Genomic DNA, 22,239 nt, shown 5'->3' with positions numbered 1-22,239 from the left:
TACGCTTACCGGGCCTACAATACGGCTAGAAAGGCCGCAATCCCCTTCCCACCGGCACCGCGCTTATCCACATCGTCACCGCCGCCACCAGCAGAATCACCCCGCCCGCCAGTGCGAGCGTCGTCCACCCGACCTGCTTCCACAGTACCGGCGTTTTCGTGCCGCTGAGCCTTACCGCCAGCTGACGGAAGCTGTGTACCAGCACGGCCAGAGATGAAATGGTCAGCGATGTCCCCGCCGCCATCGCCAGCGCCGACAGCATGCCCCAGCCGAACACGCCAATCACCTTGCTAAACAGCAGCACCATGATCGCACCCGAGCACGGGCGCATGCCCATGGACAGCACAATCATCGTGCGGGCGCGCCAGTCGTCTCCGCTTTGAAGCTGCTCCTGCGTGGGCAGATGCTGATGCCCGCAGCCGCAGTGGGCGTCGTGTTCATGATGTAGCGTAAACGCTTTGAATTTGGGCTTTTTCAGCAGCGCGCGCAGCTTTTTCACCGCCCGCCAGCAGAGGATCAGCCCGAGCACGCCCACCAGCGCATAGCTGCCCTTCTCCAGCCAGAAGCTGCTCATGTGAAGCTGGCGCGCGGGAAGCTGTAAAAGCGAAAGCACCACCACGACCAGCGCAATCGCCACGCCGCCCTGAAGTAAAGATGACGCCAGCGTCAGGCCAATGCTCGACTTTAGCTTTGAAGGATGGGTGGCAAGCCAGGTGGTGATAACGATTTTGCCGTGCCCCGGCCCCAGAGCGTGCAGCACGCCGTAGATAAAGCTGAACGCCAGCAGCGAGCCGCCCGCTTTCGCGGGGTTCTCCGCCACCGCCTTTAATAGACCGCTCATCTGCTGGTTAACCTCGCGCTGCCAGACGATGCTTTTCATCATCACCTGCGGCCACGCGTGCCACAGCCACAGCAGGCCGCCAGCGGCCAGCAGCATAAACAGCGCCAGCGGCCAGAACTGCACCCAGCGGCGCGTTTTACGGGTTGGAGAGGCGATTACTGACATTGCAGCGTCACCTCCTGCGCAAACTGTTTGCCCAGCTCCATATCCTCCGGTGGCGCATCGGCTTTATCGAGGGAGAGGGCAAAGTTCAGCGTTTCGTCACTGGGCTTCGGCGTGCGAACGGCGAGTTTGCAGGCTTTTTGCAACGATGCGGGAAGCTGTACGTCGCCGTCCTCGGCGTAGCGCATATCGACGTAGTAGGTCGGGTCGAAGGTGGAAAAAGTATACGTCTGCCCGGCCAGCGGCTGAGGATGCGCCAGCGGAAGCACGAACGTCAGCACCGCCTGGTGGCCTTCGCGCGACATCCCGTACTCGGTCGGGCGGTTAAGGAATTTCACCTTTTGCCCGTTGTGCCAGAACTCGGTGAAGTAGTGCTGCCCGAGCACGTTGGCCATCACTTCTGCCGCCAGCTTCTTCCAGATCTCATCGCCCGGCTTCGCGTTCCCCGCATCGTAAAGCAGATCCGCCGAGGTGATTTCATCCATCGTCCAGCGCATCTTAAGGCCGCTAAGCTGCGTGCCGTCCGAGACGATTTCCGTTTTAAGACTGATGAAACTATGAGGATGCGCGCTAACGGCAGAGGTGAAAACCGCCAAAAATACCGCCATCGCGCTGTGTTTAACTATTTGCATCAATTCCTCACGTCAAAAATTCTGTGATGTTCGCCAGCAATCCTGAGTGAAAGGCCCGCCGGTGCGCTTTTCAGCGCCCATCCTTTAGCTATTCTTATCTGACATTCACACTGGATACCCGACAGATGATGACGACGCTTGAAATTCCATCTGTGCTTTCCAGTTCGCAGCGCCGCTGCCAGGTGCTTTTGATGCTTTACCTGCCCGATGCTGCCGTCACTGCGCAGAGCATTATTGTTGCCAACGGGGTCGATGACGCCATGGCACGGCAAGATATAGCCGAGACGCGCGATGAAATCCAGCGCTATCACCGGCTGGACATCATTACGCACCTCGACGGCAGCTACCGGATTGAAGGCTCGGTTCTCAACCAGCGCCTGTGCCTGCTGCACTGGCTGCGCCGCGCGCTCCGGCTTTGCCCGCAGTTTGTCTCGCACCAGTTTACCCCGGCGTTAAAAACCGCGCTTAAACAGCAGGGCATTGCCCGCCCACTTTACGACGATGCCAACCTGCGGGCGCTGATCGGCTTCTGCTCCCGCAAGCTTCAGCGCCAGTTTGACTGCCGCGACGTCCAGTTTTTGCAGCTCTATCTGCAGTATTGCCTTATCCAGCACCAGCTGGGAAATACTCCGCAGTTCTCGCCGGTTCAGCGCAGCTGGACGCAGTCGCGAGGAGAATACTTTACGGCGCAGGAGATCGTGCGCCACTGGAAGCGCCGCGTCCCGCAGGGCGCCCACAGCGACGAGCAGCTGTTTCTGGCGCTGCTGTTTATGATGCTGCGCACGCCCGATCCGGCGATGGACAAGCACCAGCAGGACCAGCGCCTGCGTCGGGCGATCGTGCGGATGGTGGCGCGCTTCCGCACGCAGACGGGGATGAAGTTCAGCGACGAGCAGGGGCTGACCGATCAGCTGTATGTTCACCTGGCTCAGGCGCTGGATCGCTCGCTGTTTGAGATCGGCATAGATAACAGCCTGCCGGAGGAGATCCACCGCCTTTACCCGCGCCTGCTGCGCACCACCAAGGCGGCCCTGTTTGAGCTGGAGGCGGAGTTTGGGCTGCGTTTTTCCGATGAGGAGATGAGCCTGGTGGCGGTGATTTTCGGCGCCTGGCTGATGCAGGAGACCGACCTGCATGAAAAGCAGGTGATCCTGCTGACGGGCGAAGACAAAGCCTGCGAAGAGATCATCGAGCAGCAGCTGCGCGAGCTTACCCTGCTGCCGCTCAATATTCGCTACCTGACGCTACAGGCGTTTCAGAAAGAAGGCGCTCCGCGCGAGGCGGCGCTGGTCATCACCCCTTACGCCACCGCCCTGCCGCTGTTTTCGCCGCCGCTGATCCACGCTGTAGAGGCGCTGAACGCCCAGCAGCAGGAGCACATCCGCGCCATGCTGGAAGCGTAGCTACGCCCGCGCCACCACTTTCGGGCGCACCACCATCGCCGGCAGCGCAACCAGCGCCATCACCCAGAACACGCCGTGGCCCAGGTGTTGATACAGGAACCCGGCAAAGACCGTCATCACCGCAATGCTGCCGCCCATGGCCACCGCAGAATAAACCGCTTGAAGCCTGATCACGTCCCCGCCCTCTCGCGCCGCAATGTAGCGCATCGCCGCCAGATGACACACGGTAAACGTGCCGCAGTGCAGGATCTGCGCCACGATCAGCCACGGCAGTTCGGTCGTCCAGCCCATGATCCCCCAGCGCGCCACGCCGCAAACGGCGGAGAGCAGCAGCAGATCGCGCGCGCCAAAGCGGCGGAAGAGCTTTTTGCTGAGCGCAAAGACGATCACTTCCGCCACAACGCCGAGCGACCATAGGTATCCGACCGCGGAAGCGGAATAGCCTGCGCCCTGCCAGTAGATGGCGCTAAAGCCGTAGTAGGCCGCATGCGCCCCCTGCAGCAGACACACGCACGCCAGAAAGCGCCAGCTCTGTGCCACCAGGCTCCGCCAGGCGGGCCAGCCCGCGCTCTCCTGGTGGCGGCTTTCGCCCTGCGGCATCACCGACGGACGCAGCAGCATGCCCAGCAGCATCGAGGCGATACCCACGCTCAGCAGAGCCAGAATCGCCCGGTAGTCGTAGAGGCTGACCAGCTTGCCAACCAGCGCCGAGCCAATCACAAAGGCAATCGATCCCCACAGGCGCACGCGCCCGTAGTCCATGGTGATCTGCTTTTGCCAGGTGTTCGCCAGCGCGTCCGTGAGCGGCACCAGCGGCGAGAAGAAGAGGTTAAAGCCCACCATCACCACCATCAGCCAGGCAAGCTGATGGCTCACCCAGAAGCAGGCCAAAAAGACCAGCGTGAGCAGCGCGAGAACGCGCAGGGCTTTAATCAGCAGAGAGGGATCGCTGACGCGCGGGGCGATCAGCAGGCTGCCCAGAAAACGCGCCACCAGCCCGGCGCCGAGCAGGACGCCGATGGTTTCAGGGGTAAGCCCAATGCCCTTTAGCCAGACGCTCCAGAAAGGCAGAAAAATACCGTAGCTAAAGAAGTAGGTAAAATAGCTGAGCGCCAGCCAGCGCGTGGAATGCAAGGCCATGAATCCCTCCCGAATTGGAGGCGATAGTCTGGCGTTAAACAGGGGCCAGCGCAAGCTACGATTAACAAGTAAATAACACTTATGTTTTGCAGGGTTTCATCCAGCGTAAAAATGATTTCCCGCCGCGTTTGCCGTCGTGCTACAGGCTGATTTATGAAGAAAAGCTGAATGGCAGAGTGTTGATTTGTGTATTAGTTTTAAAACGGGATCACCACAAAAACGAGCCACCTATGAACACTCTCCGCTATTTTGATTTTGGCCAGTCGCGCCACCTTATGCTGCTGATTGCCCGCATCGCCATTGTTGTGCTGTTTATTATCTTTGGCTTCCCGAAGCTGACGGGTTTTAGCGGTACGGTACAGTACATGACCTCGCTGGGCGCGCCGATGCCAATGCTGGCCGCCATTATCGCCGTGGTGATGGAGGTTCCTTTCGCGATTCTTATCGTGCTGGGCTTTTTCACCCGCCCTCTGGCCGTGCTGTTTGTCTTCTACACGCTGGGGACGGCGGTGATTGGCCACCACTACTGGAACATGAGCGGAGATGCGGTGCTGCCTAACATGATTAACTTCTACAAGAACGTGAGCATCGCCGGGGCATTCCTGCTGCTGGCGATTGTTGGTCCGGGGGCGATATCCCTTGATCGGCGTTAACCCATAAAAAAAGGCCGCAAATGCGGCCTTTTTTGTTTCTGCAAGGCAGAAGAATTATGCGTACACAGGGAAGCGCGCGCAGATATCCAGAACTTTACCCTTAACGCGCTCGATTACCGCTTCGTCATTGATATTGTCCAGAACGTCACACATCCAGCCCGCCAGCTCTTTCGCTTCCGCTTCTTTGAAGCCGCGACGCGTAATCGCCGGAGAACCGATGCGGATACCGGAGGTCACGAACGGGCTCTTCGGATCGTTTGGCACGCTGTTTTTGTTCACGGTGATGTTGGCGCGGCCCAGGGCAGCGTCAGCTTCTTTACCGGTCAGGTTTTTATCAACCAGATCCAGCAGGAACAGGTGGTTTTCAGTACCGCCGGAGACCACTTTGTAGCCGCGGTTCAGGAACACGTCCACCATCGCTTTCGCGTTTTTGGCAACCTGCTGCTGGTAAACCTTGAACTCAGGCTCCATCGCTTCCTTCAGCGCCACGGCTTTGGCCGCGATAACGTGCATCAGCGGGCCGCCCTGCGCGCTTGGGAACACGGCAGAGTTCAGCTTCTTATACAGCTCTTCGTCACCGCCCTTCGCCAGGATCAGGCCGCCGCGCGGACCCGCCAGGGTTTTGTGGGTGGTGGTGGTGACAACGTGAGCGTGCGGAACCGGGTTCGGGTAAACGCCCGCGGCAATCAGGCCCGCCACGTGCGCCATGTCGACGAACAGGTACGCGCCGATGCTGTCGGCGATTTCACGCATTTTTGCCCAGTCAACCACGCCGGAGTAAGCGGAGAAGCCGCCGATGATCATCTTCGGCTTGTGCTCTTTGGCCTGCTTCGCCATGTCTTCGTAGTCAATTTTGCCGGACTCATCGATACCGTAAGGAATGATGTTGTACAGTTTGCCGGAGAAGTTAACCGGGGAGCCGTGAGTCAGGTGGCCGCCCTGCGCCAGGTTCATACCCAGAACGGTATCGCCCGGCTGCAGCAGCGCGGTGTAGACCGCGAAGTTAGCCTGAGAGCCGGAGTGCGGCTGCACGTTAGCGTAGTCTGCGCCAAACAGTTCTTTAGCACGGTCAATCGCCAGCTGCTCAACGATATCAACGTACTCGCAACCGCCGTAGTAGCGCTTGCCCGGGTAACCTTCAGCATATTTGTTGGTCAGCTGAGAACCCTGCGCCTGCATGACGCGCGGGCTGGTGTAGTTCTCGGAGGCGATCAGTTCGATGTGCTCTTCCTGACGTACTTTTTCCTGCTCCATAGCCTGCCACAGTTCGGCATCATAATCGGCAATGTTCATTTCACGCTTTAACATCCGCATCTCCTGACTCAGCTAACAAGTAAATTTTGGCCTGAAAAGGCAGTCCAGTTGGACAACGCGCAACAGTATAACCGAATAGTCTTGCGATAACAGGTCTTGACAAACGATTTTACGCAAACGTTTTCCTACGCGCCACGCAAGGGTTTGAGCAGCAAAGACCTCGCGGTTTCCAGCGGATTTCTTTTCAGGTTTGTGATGCGTATTTTTCACGTTGCAAAGAACCATTTACAATACAGGGTTATTTTTATAAGATGCATTTAAAATACATCATTAAAGTAACAGATGAAGGAAGTTGCTATGTTAGACGCTCAAACCATCGCTACCGTTAAGGCTACCATTCCCCTGCTGGTTGAAACCGGTCCTAAGCTGACCGCCCATTTTTACGATCGCATGTTCGCGCACAATCCGGAGCTCAAAGAGATTTTCAACATGAGCAACCAGCGCAACGGCGATCAGCGAGAAGCGCTGTTTAACGCGATTGCGGCCTACGCCAGCAATATTGAAAACCTGCCGGCGCTGCTGCCTGCGGTCGAAAAAATCGCGCAGAAACATACCAGCTTCCAGATTCAACCCGAGCAGTACAACATCGTTGGCGCGCACCTGCTGGCGACGCTGGACGAAATGTTCAGCCCGGGCCAGGAGGTGCTTGACGCCTGGGGCAAAGCCTACGGCGTGCTGGCTGGCGTGTTTATCAATCGTGAAGCGCAGATCTACAGCGAGAACGCCAGCAAAAACGGCGGCTGGGAAGGCACGCGTCCGTTCCGCATCGTGGAGAAAACGCCGCGCAGCCAGCTTATTACCAGCTTTGAGTTTGAGCCGGTAGACGGCAAGCCGGTGGCGGACTATCAGCCCGGCCAGTATCTCGGCGTTTGGCTCAAGCCGGAAGGCTTCCCGCATCAGGAAATTCGCCAGTATTCCCTCACCCGCACGCCCAACGGCAAAGGCTACCGCATTGCGGTGAAGCGCGAAGACGGCGGTCAGGTCTCGACCTGGCTGCATAACGACGCCCGCGTGGGCGACGTGGTTCATCTGGCCGCGCCCGCCGGTGATTTCTTTATGGCCGTGGACGCCACTACCCCGGTCACGCTGATCTCCGCTGGCGTGGGCCAGACGCCGATGCTGGCGATGCTGGATACCCTGGCGAAAGCAAACCACAGCGCGCAGGTAAACTGGTTCCACGCTGCCGAGAACGGCGACGTGCATGCCTTTGCGGATGAAGTGAAAACGCTGGCGGCGGGCCTGCCGCGCTTTAGCGCGCATACCTGGTATCGCCTGCCGACAGAGGCCGACCGCGCCGCGGCGCGCTTCGACAGCGAAGGGCTGATGGATTTACGCGCGCATGAAGGGGCGTTCAGCGCGCCGGAGATGCAGTTCTACGTCTGCGGGCCGGTGGCGTTTATGCAGTTTGCCGCGAAGCAGCTGGTTGAGCTGGGCGTGAATAAAGACAACATTCATTACGAATGCTTCGGCCCGCACAAGGTGTTGTAATCGCCCCGGCGGCGCTTCGCTGGCGCGGGCCTACGAAGAGTTTTGTAGGCCGGGTAAGCGCAGCGCCACCCGGCAAGAACGTTAAATCGCCGCGTCGTCTTCTTCGCCGGTACGGATACGGATCACGCGCGCCACGTCGAAGACGAAGATTTTTCCGTCGCCGATTTTGCCCGTCTGCGCCGTGCGGATAATGGTATCCACGCAGGTATCGACGATATCGTCACTGACCACAATTTCGATTTTCACTTTCGGCAGAAAGTCCACCATGTACTCCGCGCCACGATAAAGCTCGGTGTGGCCCTTCTGGCGACCAAAACCCTTCACTTCCGTTACGGTCATCCCGGTGATGCCGACTTCCGCCAGCGCTTCACGCACATCGTCCAGTTTGAAAGGTTTAATAATCGCATCAATCTTTTTCATGGTGGGTCCTTAAACGCTTGCCTGTAAGCTGATCGTAATCGATTGCTCACAGTATCATATTCATTCAAATTTTGCGGTACTACTCTTTAAAATCGTTCGCTTCCAGCTCGTGGCGCGACAGCAGCTTGTAGAACTCGGTGCGGTTGCGTCCGGCCATGCGCGCCGCGTGGGTCACGTTGCCTTTGGTGATCTGCAGGAGCTTGCGCAGATAGTTCAGCTCGAACTGGTTGCGCGCTTCGGCAAAGGTCGGCAGCGCGGTGTTTTCCCCTTCCAGCGCCTGCTCGACCAGCGCGTCGCCGATAACCGGCGACGAGCTCAGCGCAACGCACTGCTCAATCACGTTCACCAGCTGGCGCACGTTCCCCGGCCAGCTCGCCGTCATCAGGCGCTTCATCGCATCCGTGGAAAACGCGCGCACGAACGGCTTGTGCCGGTCGGCGGACTGGCGCAGCAGGTGGTTTGCCAACAGCGGAATATCTTCCGCACGCTCCGCCAGCGCCGGAAGCTTGAGGTTAACCACGTTCAGACGGTAGTAAAGATCCTCGCGGAACTCGTTGCGCGCCATCACCTTCGGCAAGTCCCGGTGGGTAGCAGAAATAATGCGCACGTTAATGTCGATATCGCGGTTGCTGCCCAGCGGGCGAACCTTGCGCTCCTGCAAAACGCGCAGCAGCTTGACCTGCAGCGGCGCGGGCATGTCGCCAATTTCATCGAGGAAAAGCGTGCCGCCTTCCGCCGCCTGGAACAGCCCTTCCCGGCTGCTTACCGCGCCGGTAAACGCGCCGCGGGCGTGGCCGAACAGCTCAGACTCCAGCAGCTGTTCAGGCAGCGCGCCGCAGTTGATGGCAATAAACGCATTTTTACTGCGCGGGCTGGCGTTGTGGATAGCCTGCGCCAGGATCTCCTTCCCGGTGCCGCTCTGCCCGTTAATCAGCACGCTGACGTCAGACTGCGCCACCATTCTCGCCTGCTCCAGCAGCCGCAGCATCAGCGGGCTGCGCGTCACAATCGACTCGCGCCACGCGTCGTCGCCTGACGTCGCCGTGTGCTCAAGGGCGCTGTCGATGGCTTTATAGAGCGCGTCCTTGTCCACCGGCTTGGTCAGGAAGCTGAACACCCCCTGCTGGGTGGCGGCCACGGCATCCGGAATCGATCCGTGGGCGGTGAGGATAATGACCGGCATTCCCGGCTGCTGCTTCTGGATCTCGGTGAACAGCTGCATGCCGTCCATCTCGTCCATGCGCAGATCGCTTATCACCAGATCGATTTTTTCGCGGAAAAGGACCTTCAGCCCCTCCTGTCCGCTTTCAGCGGTGACCACGCTGTAGCCTTCGCTGACGAGGCGCATCCCAAGCAGCTTCAGCAGCCCGGGATCGTCATCCACCAGCAGCAGGTGGGCAGGTTTGCGGCTTGTCATGGCTTAACATCCTCTTGTTTCTGCGCATCGCCGTCCTGCTCCGGCTCGTCGGAGGCGGGCGCGCTCTTTGAACTGTCCGGCAGATAGTTGCCCGCCGGCTTGCGCGTTGAGAGCTGTCTTTCGATATCGGTCAGGTTTTCAAGCTTGCGCGTCGTGGTATCAAGCTGGGCGCGTAAAAATTGCTGCTGCTGGCGAAGCGTGTCCAGCTCGGCGTCTGAGGACTGCTGAAGCCTGCTGTAGCGCGAGCGCTCTTCGGAAAGCTGCAGCTGCAGCACCTGCCCGTCGCGCCAGAGCTGATACACCGGGCGCACCTGCGCAGGGATATTCGCGCTCACGGCATCCAGACGCACGGTATTGGCGCGGCGCTCAACCGGGTTGATTTTGGCGTCGGCCAGCAAAATGGCGCGCTTGAAATTCTCCTGCCAGGTTTCATTGCCCCACAGCGCCGCCTGGGCGCGGGCGGTGGCGGGCGACAGGCGCTGGGAGCAATCCATTCCGCGCAGCCAGTACAGCGGGTTTGACTCAACGTCATGCCCGGAGAGGTTCCAGAGATCGTCACAGCGGGTCGTCAGGAAATCCGCGAGCTGATTCTCCGGCCATTTATCGTCTTGTTTGTCGCTGATCGCGCTTTTCGGCGCATGGGATACGCATCCCGCAAGCAGCAGGCAGGAGACGCCCGCGCGCATCGTTTTGCTGGAAAATACCGCGCGCAGCGCGCGGCTAAAGACGTGTGACATATTCACCAGATAGAGATTCATTTCATTGTTTTTTCCGGCTCAAGAGGCAGTTCAATGCGAAAACAGACGTCGGCGCGTTCGTCGCTAACAATCCTGAGTTCGCCCTGCATGCGTTGTATGCAGTCGCGGGCAATGCTAAGCCCCAGACCGCTTCCTTTTACTGCGCCTTTACGCTGATGGCTACCCTGGTAAAAGGGTTCAAATATCATCTTTTGTTCATCATCAGGTATGGGGGTGCCGGTATTGGCGACGTCGATAAGCACCCGGGAATCCTTCACATAGCTTCGTACATAAATGGTACCGGATTCAGTACCATAGTGCACAGCATTGGAATAAAGATTATCCAGGACGCTCATGAGCAGCATCGGCTCGGCACGACAGGCCTGCACCGTGAGATCAACCTCGGTATGCATCATTTTAGCGCGTGCCGGCAGGCTATGGGCGGAGATCACCATATCGACCAGCGGTTCAATCTCGACCGCCTCCAGCGCCACGGCGCCGTCCGCCAGCTTGCGGTTGTAGTCCAGCAGCTGCTCAATCAGCTTTTGCAGATTGCGGCTGCTGTCGTCGAGAATATCAACAATCTCTTTCTGTTCAGCCGTCAACGGCCCCGCCACCTCATCCGCCAGCAGCTCCGTGCCCTCGCGCATGCTGGCGAGCGGAGTTTTAAGCTCGTGGGAAATATGGCGTAAAAACTGGTGACGCTGCGATTCAAGCCACGCCAGACGCTCAGAGAGCCAGATGATGCGCTGCCCGACGGAGCGCAGCTCGCGCGGGCCGGTAAACGCGACCGTATCGCCCAGCGATTTACCTTCCCCCAGGCGATTGATCATCCGCTGGATCCCCTTCACCGGGCCGATGATCATGCGGGTGAACAGCAGCACCAGCGCCAGGCTCACCAGGAACAGCACCAGCGCCTGCCAGCCGAAGAACTGGCCGCGCTCGGCGATCTCCTGCTGGAGCTGCTGCCCGCGCGAAAAGATCACGGTGCGCGTGGTCTGCACCATCTCGGTATTTGCCGCGGCGAAGGCCTCGAGGCTCGCGGCGGCGGCGGCGTCCGGCCCGCTGTTTTTACACTGCAGCCGCGCCAGCGCGTTCAGGTCCTGACGCAGCGCCTGATAAAGCTTGTCGTCCGGCAGTACGCCCGCGTGCGCGTCCAGCATGTCGCTGTAGCGCTTGCGCTGATTCTGATACACCTTTTCCAGCGTCCGGTCGTCCAGCACGCAGTACTGGCGGTAGCTGCGCTCCATCTCCAGCGCCGCGTTGGTCATCGCCTCGCTGCGCCGCGCGTCGATAAGCGTTGTGCGGTTGGTTAACGCCGCCTGGGCGCTCAGCGCGTTCAGGCTCTGCCACGCCTGCCACGCCAGCACCAGCAGAGGCAGAAGGATAAGCAGGAACGCCATCATGACGAGCTGTCGAAGGGAACGGGGGAAAGCAGGCCAGCGTTTCAAGACGTTACTCTCTTAATGTGGGGATAATGAGAGCCTAACTGAGACTGCCCTTCAGATACAACAAAGCCGGGTAAAAACCCGGCTTTGTTATGGAATGAGGCGGTGCCTAACTCGACGTTTCGCCCTGGCCTGATAAAGCATCGCTATGATCAGTAGTTGGACGGCAGGCACCTTGTTGTGCGTCATTCGAAGTTTATGTAGCACGTCCCGAAGGGGCTGACATAAGAAGGTGAATGAGCCACTAGTTATTATTATGCAACACCCGTGCCAGAATGCAAAACAATAAATCATCTGATTGAAATGCAAGGGTTTTATTCACAAACCAAATCGATTGTTGAACGAATGGTTTCCAGGCTAAGTGTCGCTATTAAGCAACACCTTAACGGGAACTTTTCCTGTCATATATAAATCAATGAGCTAAGTGTCTCCATTTAGAGACAGCTTCATGCCATCTTTGTCGCAATTTTGCGACATGCATAAAAAAGCCCGGCAGCGCTAAGCTTACCGGGCCTACAAAGTACCTGCTTTAAACCTTAACCCAGCTGTTTACGCGCGTTGCGGAAGATACGCATCCACGGGCCGTCCTCACCCCAGTTTTCCGGGTGCCAGGAGTTGCTCACGGTGCGGAACACGCGCTCCGGGTGCGGCATCATGATGGTCGCGCGGCCGCTTTCGCTGGTCACCGCGGTGATGCCGTTGGCCGAGCCGTTCGGGTTCGCCGGGTAGGTTTCAGTCACCTTGCCGGCGTTATCGACGAAGCGCAGCGCCACCAGGCCTTTGCTTTCAAGCGTCGCCAGATGCGCCGCATCGCGGACCTCAACCTGCCCTTCCCCGTGAGAAACGGCGATAGGCATCCGCGAGCCCACCATGCCCTGAAGCAGCAGGGATGGGCTTTGCGTCACTTCCACCAGGCTAAAGCGCGCTTCGAAGCGGTCAGATCGGTTGCGCACGAAGCGCGGCCACGCCTCGCTGCCCGGGATCAGCTCGCGCAGGTTGGACATCATCTGACAGCCGTTACACACGCCCAGCGCCAGCGTTTGCGGACGGTGGAAGAAGGTTTCGAACTCGTCGCGCACGCGGCTGTTGAACAGAATGGACTTCGCCCAGCCTTCACCCGCGCCCAGCACGTCGCCGTAGGAGAACCCGCCGCACGCCACCAGGGCCTGGAAATCGTCCAGCCCGGTGCGCCCTGCCAGCAGGTCGCTCATGTGGACGTCGATAGCGTCAAAGCCCGCGCGGTGGAAGGCGGCCGCCATCTCAACGTGGGAGTTAACGCCCTGCTCGCGCAGCACGGCCACCTTTGGCCGCGCGCCGGTCGCAATGTACGGCGCGGCGATGTCTTCATTAATGTCGAAGGAGAGCTTCACGTTCAGGCCCGGGTCGTTGTCGTTGGCCTTGGCGTCGTGCTCCTGGTCCGCGCATTCCGGGTTATCGCGCAGGCGCTGCATCTGCCAGGTGGTTTCCGCCCACCACATGCGAAGGGTGGTGCGGCTTTCGCTGAACACCGCGTGGCCGTCTGCTTCTATCACAAAGCGATCGCCCTGCACCGCCTTACCGAGATAGTGCACGCAGTCCGCCAGGCCGTGCTGCGCCAGCAGCGCCTCAACGGCTTCGCGATCCGCCGCGCGCACCTGAATCACCGCGCCCAGCTCTTCATTGAACAGCGCCGCCAGACGGTCTTCGCCAAGCGTTGCAATATTGGCTTCCACGCCGCAGTGGCCGGTGAAGGCCATCTCGGCCAGCGTCACCAGCAGGCCGCCGTCGGAACGGTCGTGGTAGGCCAGCAGCTTACGCTGTGCCACCAGCGCCTGGATCGCGTCGTAGAAGCCTTTCAGGTGCGCGACGTCGCGCACGTCGGCTGACTTATCGCCGAGCTGGCGGTACACCTGCGCCAGCGCGGTGGCCCCCAGCGCGTTGTGGCCTTTGCCCAGGTCAATCAGCAGCAGGGCGTTATCTTCAGTGGAAAGCTGCGGCGTGACGGTGCCGCGCACGTCCTCCACGCGGGCAAACGCGGTGATCACCAGCGACAGCGGAGAGGTCATCTCGCGCTGCTCGCTGCCTTCCTGCCAGCGGGTTTTCATCGACATCGAGTCTTTGCCCACCGGGATGGTCAGGCCGAGCGCGGGGCACAGCTCTTCACCGACGGCTTTCACCGCTTCGTACAGGCCCGCATCTTCGCCAGGGTGGCCAGCGGCGGCCATCCAGTTCGCGGAGAGCTTGATGCGTTTGATATCGCCAATCTGGGTGGCGGCGATGTTGGTCAGCGCTTCACCCACGGCCAGGCGGGCGGAGGCGGCAAAGTCCAGCAGCGCCACCGGGGTACGTTCGCCCAGCGCCATCGCTTCGCCGTAGTAGCTGTCGAGGCTGGCGGTGGTGACCGCGCAGTTCGCCACCGGGATCTGCCACGGGCCGACCATCTGGTCGCGCGAGACCATGCCGGTCACGGTGCGGTCGCCGATGGTCACGAGGAAGGTTTTCTCCGCAACCGCAGGCAGGTGCAGCACGCGGTTGACCGCGTCGGCAACGGTAATGCCCTGACGGTCCAGCGCCTTGCCCGCCGCCTGACGGGTTTGCACGTCGCGGGTCATTTTCGGCGTTTTGCCGAGCAGAACGTCCAGCGGCAGGTCGATCGGCTGGTTGTCGAAATGGGTGTCGCTTAAGGAAAGGTGCTGTTCTTCGGTCGCTTCGCCGATGACGGCGTACGGCGCGCGCTCGCGGCGGCACAGCTCGTCAAACAGCGGCAGCTGGTCGGCGGCAACCGCCAGCACGTAGCGCTCCTGGGATTCGTTACACCAGATTTCCAGCGGGCTCATGCCCGGCTCATCGCTCAGGATGTCGCGCAGGTTGAAGCGGCCGCCGCGGCCGCCGTCGCTGACCAGCTCCGGCATGGCGTTGGAGAGACCGCCCGCGCCCACGTCGTGGATAAAGAGGATCGGGTTGGCGTCGCCGAGCTGCCAGCAGCGGTCGATCACTTCCTGACAGCGGCGCTCCATTTCCGGGTTGTCGCGCTGCACGGAGGCAAAATCAAGATCCGCATCAGACTGGCCGGAGGCCATAGAGGATGCCGCGCCGCCGCCCAGGCCGATGTTCATCGCCGGGCCGCCCAGCACGATCAGCTTTGCGCCGACGACGATCTCGCCCTTCTGCACGTGATCGGCGCGAATGTTGCCGATCCCGCCCGCCAGCATGATCGGCTTGTGGTAGCCGCGCAGCTCTTCGCCGTTGTGGCTGTCCACTCTCTCTTCGTAGGTGCGGAAGTAGCCGTTCAGCGCCGGACGACCAAATTCGTTGTTAAACGCCGCGCCGCCCAGCGGGCCGTCGGTCATGATATCCAGCGCGGTCACGATGCGCTCCGGCTTGCCGAAATCCTCTTCCCACGGCTGTTCGAAGCCCGGGATGCGCAGGTTAGAGACGGAGAAGCCCACCAGGCCCGCTTTCGGTTTTGCGCCGCGCCCGGTGGCGCCTTCGTCACGAATTTCACCGCCGGAACCGGTCGCCGCGCCCGGCCACGGGGAGATTGCCGTCGGGTGGTTGTGGGTTTCCACCTTCATCAGGATGTGCGCAGGCTCCTGATGGAAGTCGTAGCGGCCGGTGGCGTGGTCGGCAAAGTAGCGCCCAACCTCGGAGCCTTCCATTACCGCGGCGTTGTCCTTATAGGCAGACAGCACGTGGTCGGGGGTTTGCTCCATGGTATTTTTGATCATTTTGAACAGCGATTTAGGCTGCTTCTCACCGTCGATGACCCAGTCGGCGTTGAAAATCTTATGGCGGCAGTGCTCGGAGTTGGCCTGCGCGAACATGTAGAGCTCGATGTCGTTCGGGTTGCGGTTCAGCTTAACGAACGCGTCCTGCAGGTAGTCGATTTCGTCGTCTGCCAGCGCCAGGCCGAGACGCAGGTTGGCGTCAATCAGCGCCTGGCGGCCCTGCCCGAGCAGGTCCACGCTTTGCACCGGCGCGGGCTGGTGATGGGAGAACAGCTGCTGCGCGTCCTCAAGAGAGGTAAACACGCTCTCCATCATGCGGTCGTGCAGCTCGGCGGCTACCGCCTGCCACTGCGCGTCGGTCAGGGTGGATGCTTCCACGTAGTACGCCACGCCGCGCTCAAGGCGGTTAACCTGGCTCAGGCCGCAGTTGTGTGCGATATCGGTCGCTTTGGAAGACCAGGGGGAGATGGTGCCAGGACGCGGCGTTGCAAGGATCAGTTTACCGGTTGGCGCGTGGCTGCTCAGGCTAGGGCCGTATTTGAGCAGGCGCTCCAGCTGTACGCGCTCCTCTGCATTCAGGGGGGCATTCAGGTCAGCAAAATGGACATACTCAGCGTATATAGTGCTTACCGGAAGGTCGGCTGCCTGAAAACGTGCCAGCAGTTTGTTGATACGGAAGGCAGACAGTGCAGGCGAACCACGCAGAATTTCCATCATAAGTCTCTCGTCTTCGAAGCGCCGGGGCGCTTACAGTGTGCGCAAGGGGGGAAAACGGGCGTCATTATAGAGAATCCTGAGCGCCGACGAAACCGTTTGCGTCGAAATAAAATCCGCGCAGAGGTTTAACAATAGATGTGACCTCTCTCTCTAATTTGTTGCCAAGTGGCGCAAGTTTACGCAAAATGCCGCTCATTCAATGGCAAACCTTATGATTAACATGGCTACAGCGCACTGAGGCAATTGACGTCGCAGAGAATTAACTAATTGAAAAAATTAAAGATTAATTATCTGCTCATCGGCATTGTAACGTTGCTGCTGGCAGTGGCCCTCTGGCCTTCTATCCCCTGGTTCGGTAAACCCGAAAACCGTATCGCCGCCATTCAGGAGCGGGGGGTGCTTCGCGTCAGTACCCTCTCCTCTCCGCTCATTTACAGCGATATCAACGGCAAAACGATTGGCCTCGACTATGAGCTGGCCCAGCAGTTCGCTGACTACCTCGGCGTTAAGCTCGACATTACCGTTCGCCAGAATATCAATCAGCTGTTTGACGATCTTGACCACAACAACGCAGACGTGCTCGCCGCGGGGCTGGTCTATAACTCCGAGCGCAGCAAGAATTACCAGCCGGGCCCGACCTATTATTCCGTCTCCCAGCAGCTGGTGTATCGCGTTGGCAACCTGCGCCCGCGCTCGCTGGAAGGGCTTACGGAGCAGCAACTGACGATCGCGCCTGGGCACGTGGTGATTGAAGATCTGCGCAGCCTCAAGGAAAAGAAATACCCTGACCTCAGCTGGAAGGTTGATCCGAAGCTCGGCACCAACGAGCTGCTGGAGCAGGTGAAAGATAAAAAGCTGGCCTACACGATTGCCGATTCGGTGGCGATCAGCCTTTTCCAGCGCGTTCATCCGGAAATTGCCGTGGCGCTGGACGTGACCGATGAGCAGCCGGTGACCTGGTTTAGCCAGCTGGATGACGATCAAACCCTTTCCGCCGCCATGCTGGATTTCTTCAACACCATTAATGAAGACGGCACGCTGGCGCGGCTGGAAGAGAAGTACCTCGGCCACGGGGATGACTTTGATTACGTTGATACCCGCAGCTTCCTGCGCGCGGTGGACAGCGTGCTGCCGGACCTGCAGCCGCTGTTCGAGAAGTACGCCGAGAAAATTGACTGGCGGCTGCTGGCGGCGATTTCCTACCAGGAGTCGCACTGGGATACCCAGGCCACCTCCCCGACCGGCGTGCGCGGGTTAATGATGCTGACCAAGAATACCGCGCAAAGCCTCGGTGTCGTTGACAGGACCGATGCGGAACAGAGCATCAGCGGCGGCGCGCAGTATTTGCAGGATATGATGACGAAGGTGCCGGAAACGGTGCCGGAAGAGGAGCGGATCTGGTTCGCCCTGGCGGCCTATAACATGGGCTACGCGCACATGCTGGACGCGCGCGCGCTGACGACAAAAACCAAAGGCAATCCCGACAGCTGGTCAGACGTTAAGCAGCGCCTGCCGCTGCTGAGCCAAAAGCCGTGGTACAACAAGCTGACGTACGGCTACGCGCGCGGGCATGAAGCCTACGCCTACGTTGAGAATATCCGAAAGTATCAGATAAGCCTGGTGGGCTATCTGCTGGAGAAGGAAAAAGAGGCGACCGAGGCGCAGCAGATCGCGCAGAGCTATCCGGTGGTCTCGCCGGACGAAGTTAATCGTCCTTCAGCTTCAATTCTGCCTTTTGTTGCTTTTTCTGCTGCCGACGCATACGGAAGAAATCACTTAATAGCCCCGAACACTCTGGTGCAAGCACCCCGCCGATAGTCTCCACCTGGTGGTTCATTCCCGGATGGCCGAGCACGTCCATCAGCGAGCCTGCCGCGCCGGTTTTTTCATCCCGCGCCCCGAAGACCAGCGTACCGATGCGGCTGTGTACCATCGCGCCGGAGCACATGACGCACGGCTCAAGCGTGACGTACAGCGTGGTTTCAAGCAGGCGATAGTTTTGCAGCACCAGGCCGCCCTGGCGTAGCGCCATGATTTCGGCGTGCGCAGTAGGATCGTGGCGGCCAATCGGGCGGTTCCACCCTTCGCCAATCACCTGGTTGTGATGAACCAGCACCGCGCCGACGGGCACTTCACCCTCGTCCCAGGCGCGCTGAGCCAGCGCAAGCGCGTGGCGCATCCAGTATTCATGATCGTGTTCAGTGGTGGACAAGGGCAGATACTCCAGTTCAAAGCGGGCGGCATTATACACACCCGTTCTGGATAAGACTATTCGAGTTGCTGAAGATCGCCCTGCGGCGTGACGCGCCAGCGGTGCTGGCAAAAGTTGAGCAGCGGGTTGTCCTGCTTGCTGTCGCTGTAGCCGCTGTAAAGGTTCAGAGGCGCGCCGATGCGCTTCTCAAGCTGGACCACTTTCTCATGGCCCAGACAGCGCAGGGTGAGCACCCAGCCGCCGTAGGCGCGGGAGATCTGGGTGGCGATGATGTTTACGCGCGGCAGCCAGGGCGTATCAAAATAGACCCGATCCACCAGCGGCTGCGGCGAGCCGGTAATCAGCCAGATGTCCGCATCGTTCGCGTTGAGGTAGTCCGTAAGCCGCTGCTGAACCACGGGAAACGCGGTCACGTGGCCGCGAAACCACTGGACAAAATCGTGTTCAAGCTCCTTGAGCCGGGCTTCGCTGTGGCCAAAGGTGCAGCCCCACAGCAGCAGGCTCATGGGCCAGCGCGCGGCGCGGCCCAGGATCAGCAGCCCCGCGCCGATAAAGGGTAAGAGAGGCAAAACGAGCAGCGCGTTGAGCGGCTGGCGACGAAGCAGGTAGCGTATGAACGTGCCAAACATATCCTGCTGATGCAGCGTACCGTCCAGGTCAAAAAAGACAACGCGACGCTCGTAATTATTCAAACCTTACTCCTCTGGATCGTTGAACCCTATTAGCCAGGTAAAAAAGAACCCGGCGATAACCGCAGCCAGATAGCCTAGCAGATAGAGCGCAACTTTTCCGGTGACGATGGTTAATGCCAGCGGTAAACCGGAGATGCCAAAGGTGATTACGGTCGCCACCTTCCAGTAGCTGATCAGCGCCCCGCCCACCGCGCCGCCGAGACAGGCCGCCAGAAACGGTTTCCCCAACGGCAGCGTCACGCCGAAAATGAGCGGCTCGCCAATTCCGAGTAATCCGACCGGCAGCGCGCCCTTGATCACCTTTTTCAGCCGCGCGTTGCGGGTTTTCATCAGCACCGCTATCGCCGCGCCCACCTGCCCTACGCCCGCCATCGACAGAATGGGCAGCAGCGCGTTGTAGCCGTGAGCCTGTACCAGCTCGACGTGAATGGGCACCAGCCCCTGATGCAGGCCGGTCAGCACCAGCGGCAGGAAGGTGCCTGAGAGCACGGCGCCAACCAGCAGGCCGCCGCGATCGATAGCTAAAGACGCGCCGTGGGCGATCGCCTCAGAAATCCAGCCGCCGAGCGGCTGCAGCGCCACAATCGCCACGCTGCCGGTTATCAGCGTCGTCAGCAGCGGATTGAGGATCAGCTCAATCGAGCCGGGCAGCACGGCGCGCAGCTTTATCTCAATCCAGCACATCAGAATGACCACCAGCAGCACCGCAATGACGCCGCCCCGGCCCGGCTGAAGCGCTTCGCCGAACAGCGTGATCTGCGCGAGCTGCGGGCTGGAAAGAATACCGGCCATCACGCCGCCCATCGCCAGCGAACCGCCGAACACCTTCGCGGCGTTAACCCCCACCAGAATGTTCATAATGGCGAACACGGCGCTGCCGAAAATGCCCAGAATACCGAGCAGGTTAGGATACTGGGTGGCGAAATCGCCGACGATATCCGGGCGCTTGAGGATATTGATAATCCCGGTTATCAGGCCTGAGGCGATAAACGCCGGAATAAGCGGGATAAAGACGTTTGCCAGCTGGCGCAGCGCGTCGCTCATCGGCGCTTTGTATTTCGCCTTTGCCTGGGCCTTGACGCGGTCGGCGTCGTCAACGGAGGCCGTCGCTTCACCGCCGGTCATCAGCGCCCGCATAGCGTCGACGACCTGCGCCGCCTTGCCAGGCCCCACAATCAGCTGGTGCTGCTGGCCCTGCTTGACGTATCCGCTCACGCCGGGAAGCTTTTTCAGGCGAGCCAGATCGAGACGGTCGTCGTCATGCACCTCAACGCGCACGCGCGTCATGCAGTTTTCCAGACGCTGAATATTCTTTTCTCCACCGATCCCCTGTAGGATGTCGCTGGCGAGCGCTGCTGTCTTGTCCATAAACGCCTCTGTTAGTTTTCTAACGCTGCTCTTAAGAATCCATCATGTGCAGCAAGTTTGGCCCGCGCGGCCTCTGCGTCCAGCCCGCTTAAAATCATCAGAATCGCCGGTTTTACGTCGTTATCGGTGAGTTTAAGAGTCGATTCAGCCTCTTCACGGCTTGCGCCCGTGGCCTCGACCACCATGCGGCAGGCGCGGTCCACCAGCTTGATGTTGGTGGCCTGCATATCCACCATCAGGTTCTGGTAGACCTTGCCGAACTTCACCATCGCGCCGGTGGAGATCATGTTGAGCACCAGCTTTTGCGCGGTTCCGGACTTGAGGCGCGTGGAGCCGGTCAGCGCTTCCGGCCCGACAACCGGGGAGATAGCAATCGCGGCCACCTGCGCAATGGGCGAGCCCGGATTGCACGAAATTGCCACCGTGGTGCAGCCGGTTTGGTTGGCGTACTCCAGCCCGCCGATGACGTACGGCGTGCGCCCGGAGGCGGCCAGCCCTACGACCAGATCTTCCGCCTTCAGGTCCAGCGCCTTCAGATCGTCTTCGCCGAGCTGCCTGTTGTCTTCTGCGCCTTCAACCGCTTTCAGCAGCGCGCCGGGACCGCCGGCAATGAGCCCCACCACCAGCCCGTGCGGCACGCCAAACGTTGGCGGGCACTCGGAGGCATCCAGCACGCCGAGACGTCCGCTGGTGCCCGCGCCCATGTAAATGATGCGCCCGCCCGCTTTCAGCGCTTTTGCCGCGGCATCGACAGCCTTCGCCACCTCAGGTAATGTCTCTTTTACTGCCTGCGCTACCAGCGTATCCTGTTGATTAAAACGGTTTACCAGTTCCAGCGTGGAGAGCGCATCTAGATCCATGGTTTGTGGATTACGCGTTTCGGAAACAAGGGAGCCTAGATTCATCTTTTTTACCTCGAGAATTTTTAATTCATAATAATCGCACTATAATGGAATATAAAATTCATTCAGGCGAGCAAAATCCGTATTTGCGCAGGCAATCACATTTTCGCCAGGAGACCGTATGAACTGTTTAATTCGCATTCGCCAGCGTTATCCGGGTTTTGCCCAAAGCGACAAAAAGCTGGCGGACTTTCTGCTTTCGCAGCCCGATCGCGCGCGTCATCTCAGCTCACAGCAGCTGGCGAGCGAAGCCGGCGTGAGCCAGTCGAGCGTGGTGAAGTTTGCCCAGAAGATCGGGTTTAAGGGTTTTCCGGCCCTCAAGCTGGCCCTCAGCGAGGCGCTGGTCAGCAACCCGAACCCGCAGTCGATGCCGGTCCATAATCAGATCCGCGGCGATGACCCTATGCGCCTCGTCGGCGAAAAGCTGATCAAAGAGAACGTCGCGGCGATGCACGCCACGCTTGACGTCAACAGCGAAGAAAAATTACTGGAAAGCGTCGCGATGCTGCGCGCGGCGCGGCGCATCGTGCTGACCGGAATAGGTGCATCCGGCCTTGTGGCGCGCAATTTCGGCTGGAAGCTGACGAAAATCGGCTACAACGCCATTGTTGAACACGATATGCACGCCCTGCTCGCCACCGTTCAGGCGATGGATCCTGACGATCTGCTGCTCCCCATTTCCTACTCCGGCGAGCGGCGGGAGATCAACATGGCCACCGATGAAGCCCTGCGCGTGGGCGGTAAAATTCTGGCGATCACCGGCTTTACGCCCAATGCGCTGCAGCAGCGGGCCACGCGCTGCCTGTACACCATCGCCGAAGAGCAGGCCACGCGCAGCGCGGCAATCTCGTCCACCAGCGCGCAAATGATGCTGACGGACCTGCTGTTTATGGCGCTGGTACAGCAGGATCTGGAGCACGCGCCGGAGCGCATTCGCCACAGCGAAGAGCTGGTAAAAAAACTGGTTTGAGCAACGAATGAGCGTA

18 protein-coding genes are annotated in these 22,239 nt (G+C 59.7%); 5 read left to right on the top strand and 13 right to left on the bottom strand.

The features are described from left to right. Positions 1 to 25 precede the first annotated feature (25 nt). Complete coding sequence (locus tag AB8804_RS03015) at positions 26 to 1,006, bottom strand: nickel/cobalt transporter (protein WP_371182960.1); 981 nt, start codon at positions 1,004 to 1,006, stop codon at positions 26 to 28. Beyond that, a complete protein-coding gene (locus tag AB8804_RS03010) occupies positions 997 to 1,635 on the bottom strand; it encodes a DUF1007 family protein (protein WP_371182956.1) in 639 nt (212 codons plus the stop codon). The genes AB8804_RS03015 and AB8804_RS03010 overlap by 10 nt, the downstream gene beginning before the upstream one ends. A 125-nt stretch (positions 1,636 to 1,760) precedes the next feature. On the opposite strand from AB8804_RS03010, the gene csiE reads away from it, so the two are divergent. Next, positions 1,761 to 3,038, top strand: a complete 1,278-nt coding sequence (gene csiE / locus AB8804_RS03005) for a stationary phase inducible protein CsiE (RefSeq protein WP_371182954.1) — start codon at positions 1,761 to 1,763, stop codon at positions 3,036 to 3,038. On the opposite strand, the gene AB8804_RS03000 is transcribed toward csiE, so the two are convergent. Further along, a complete protein-coding gene (locus tag AB8804_RS03000; RefSeq protein ID WP_371182952.1) occupies positions 3,039 to 4,178 on the bottom strand; it encodes a 3-phenylpropionate MFS transporter in 1,140 nt (379 codons plus the stop codon). It abuts the gene before it with no gap. A gap of 230 nt (positions 4,179 to 4,408) precedes the next feature. Here AB8804_RS03000 and AB8804_RS02995 point away from each other — a divergent pair, with 230 nt between their 5' ends. Further along, positions 4,409 to 4,831: a DoxX family protein gene (locus AB8804_RS02995; RefSeq protein ID WP_371182950.1), complete on the top strand. Its 423-nt coding sequence runs from the start codon at positions 4,409 to 4,411 to the stop codon at positions 4,829 to 4,831. 54 nt (positions 4,832 to 4,885) lie between these two features. Here the strand turns inward: AB8804_RS02995 and glyA are convergent, their stop codons facing one another. Continuing rightward, a complete protein-coding gene (glyA, locus tag AB8804_RS02990) occupies positions 4,886 to 6,139 on the bottom strand; it encodes a serine hydroxymethyltransferase (RefSeq protein WP_371182948.1) in 1,254 nt (417 codons plus the stop codon). A gap of 303 nt (positions 6,140 to 6,442) precedes the next feature. On the opposite strand from glyA, the gene hmpA reads away from it, so the two are divergent. Beyond that, the gene (gene hmpA / locus AB8804_RS02985; RefSeq protein WP_371182946.1) at positions 6,443 to 7,633 is read left to right on the top strand and encodes an NO-inducible flavohemoprotein; all 1,191 of its coding nucleotides are present in this window, start codon (positions 6,443 to 6,445) and stop codon (positions 7,631 to 7,633) included. A gap of 81 nt (positions 7,634 to 7,714) precedes the next feature. On the opposite strand, the gene glnB is transcribed toward hmpA, so the two are convergent. The 5 genes from glnB to purL form a co-directional block, all read right to left on the bottom strand. Then, positions 7,715 to 8,053: a nitrogen regulatory protein P-II gene (gene glnB, locus AB8804_RS02980; protein ID WP_003860685.1), complete on the bottom strand. Its 339-nt coding sequence runs from the start codon at positions 8,051 to 8,053 to the stop codon at positions 7,715 to 7,717. Positions 8,054 to 8,132: 79 nt separating this feature from the next. After that, positions 8,133 to 9,470 carry a two-component system response regulator GlrR gene (gene glrR, locus AB8804_RS02975; protein ID WP_371182936.1) on the bottom strand — a complete coding sequence of 446 codons (1,338 nt, stop codon included), beginning with the start codon at positions 9,468 to 9,470 and terminating at the stop codon, positions 8,133 to 8,135. After that, positions 9,467 to 10,228, bottom strand: coding sequence for a two-component system QseEF-associated lipoprotein QseG (qseG, locus tag AB8804_RS02970; RefSeq protein ID WP_371182934.1), 762 nt, complete (start codon positions 10,226 to 10,228; stop codon positions 9,467 to 9,469). The genes glrR and qseG overlap by 4 nt, the downstream gene beginning before the upstream one ends. Then, a complete protein-coding gene (gene qseE, locus AB8804_RS02965) occupies positions 10,225 to 11,658 on the bottom strand; it encodes a two component system sensor histidine kinase QseE/GlrK (protein WP_371182932.1) in 1,434 nt (477 codons plus the stop codon). Before qseE ends, qseG begins: the two co-directional genes overlap by 4 nt. Positions 11,659 to 12,191: 533 nt before the next feature. Then, the gene (purL, locus tag AB8804_RS02960) at positions 12,192 to 16,079 is read right to left on the bottom strand and encodes a phosphoribosylformylglycinamidine synthase (protein ID WP_371182930.1); all 3,888 of its coding nucleotides are present in this window, start codon (positions 16,077 to 16,079) and stop codon (positions 12,192 to 12,194) included. 267 nt (positions 16,080 to 16,346) lie between these two features. Between purL and mltF the strand changes: the two genes are divergently transcribed. Then, a complete protein-coding gene (gene mltF / locus AB8804_RS02955) occupies positions 16,347 to 17,897 on the top strand; it encodes a membrane-bound lytic murein transglycosylase MltF (RefSeq protein WP_371182928.1) in 1,551 nt (516 codons plus the stop codon). Here the strand turns inward: mltF and tadA are convergent. Genes tadA through murQ form a run of 4 tightly spaced genes read right to left on the bottom strand, consistent with a single transcriptional unit; the run spans position 17,785 to position 21,256 of the window. Further along, positions 17,785 to 18,291, bottom strand: coding sequence for a tRNA adenosine(34) deaminase TadA (gene tadA / locus AB8804_RS02950; protein ID WP_371183493.1), 507 nt, complete (start codon positions 18,289 to 18,291; stop codon positions 17,785 to 17,787). The genes mltF and tadA overlap by 113 nt on opposite strands. 56 nt (positions 18,292 to 18,347) lie before the next feature. Next, a complete protein-coding gene (gene yfhb, locus AB8804_RS02945) occupies positions 18,348 to 18,983 on the bottom strand; it encodes a phosphatidylglycerophosphatase C (RefSeq protein ID WP_371182926.1) in 636 nt (211 codons plus the stop codon). 3 nt (positions 18,984 to 18,986) lie between these two features. Next, complete coding sequence (locus AB8804_RS02940) at positions 18,987 to 20,351, bottom strand: PTS transporter subunit EIIC (RefSeq protein WP_371182924.1); 1,365 nt, start codon at positions 20,349 to 20,351, stop codon at positions 18,987 to 18,989. A gap of 11 nt (positions 20,352 to 20,362) precedes the next feature. Continuing rightward, the gene (gene murQ, locus AB8804_RS02935; protein ID WP_371182922.1) at positions 20,363 to 21,256 is read right to left on the bottom strand and encodes an N-acetylmuramic acid 6-phosphate etherase; all 894 of its coding nucleotides are present in this window, start codon (positions 21,254 to 21,256) and stop codon (positions 20,363 to 20,365) included. Positions 21,257 to 21,374: 118 nt separating this feature from the next. On the opposite strand from murQ, the gene AB8804_RS02930 reads away from it, so the two are divergent. Next, the gene (locus AB8804_RS02930; RefSeq protein ID WP_371182920.1) at positions 21,375 to 22,223 is read left to right on the top strand and encodes a MurR/RpiR family transcriptional regulator; all 849 of its coding nucleotides are present in this window, start codon (positions 21,375 to 21,377) and stop codon (positions 22,221 to 22,223) included. Positions 22,224 to 22,239 lie beyond the last annotated feature (16 nt).

Source organism: Enterobacter sp. KBR-315C3_2022 (assembly GCF_041399425.1).
In the GTDB taxonomy this organism is placed as follows: Bacteria; Pseudomonadota; Gammaproteobacteria; order Enterobacterales; family Enterobacteriaceae; genus Enterobacter.
The sequence above is the reverse complement of the archived record's forward strand: the minus strand, read 5'-3'. Positions and strand labels throughout refer to the sequence as shown.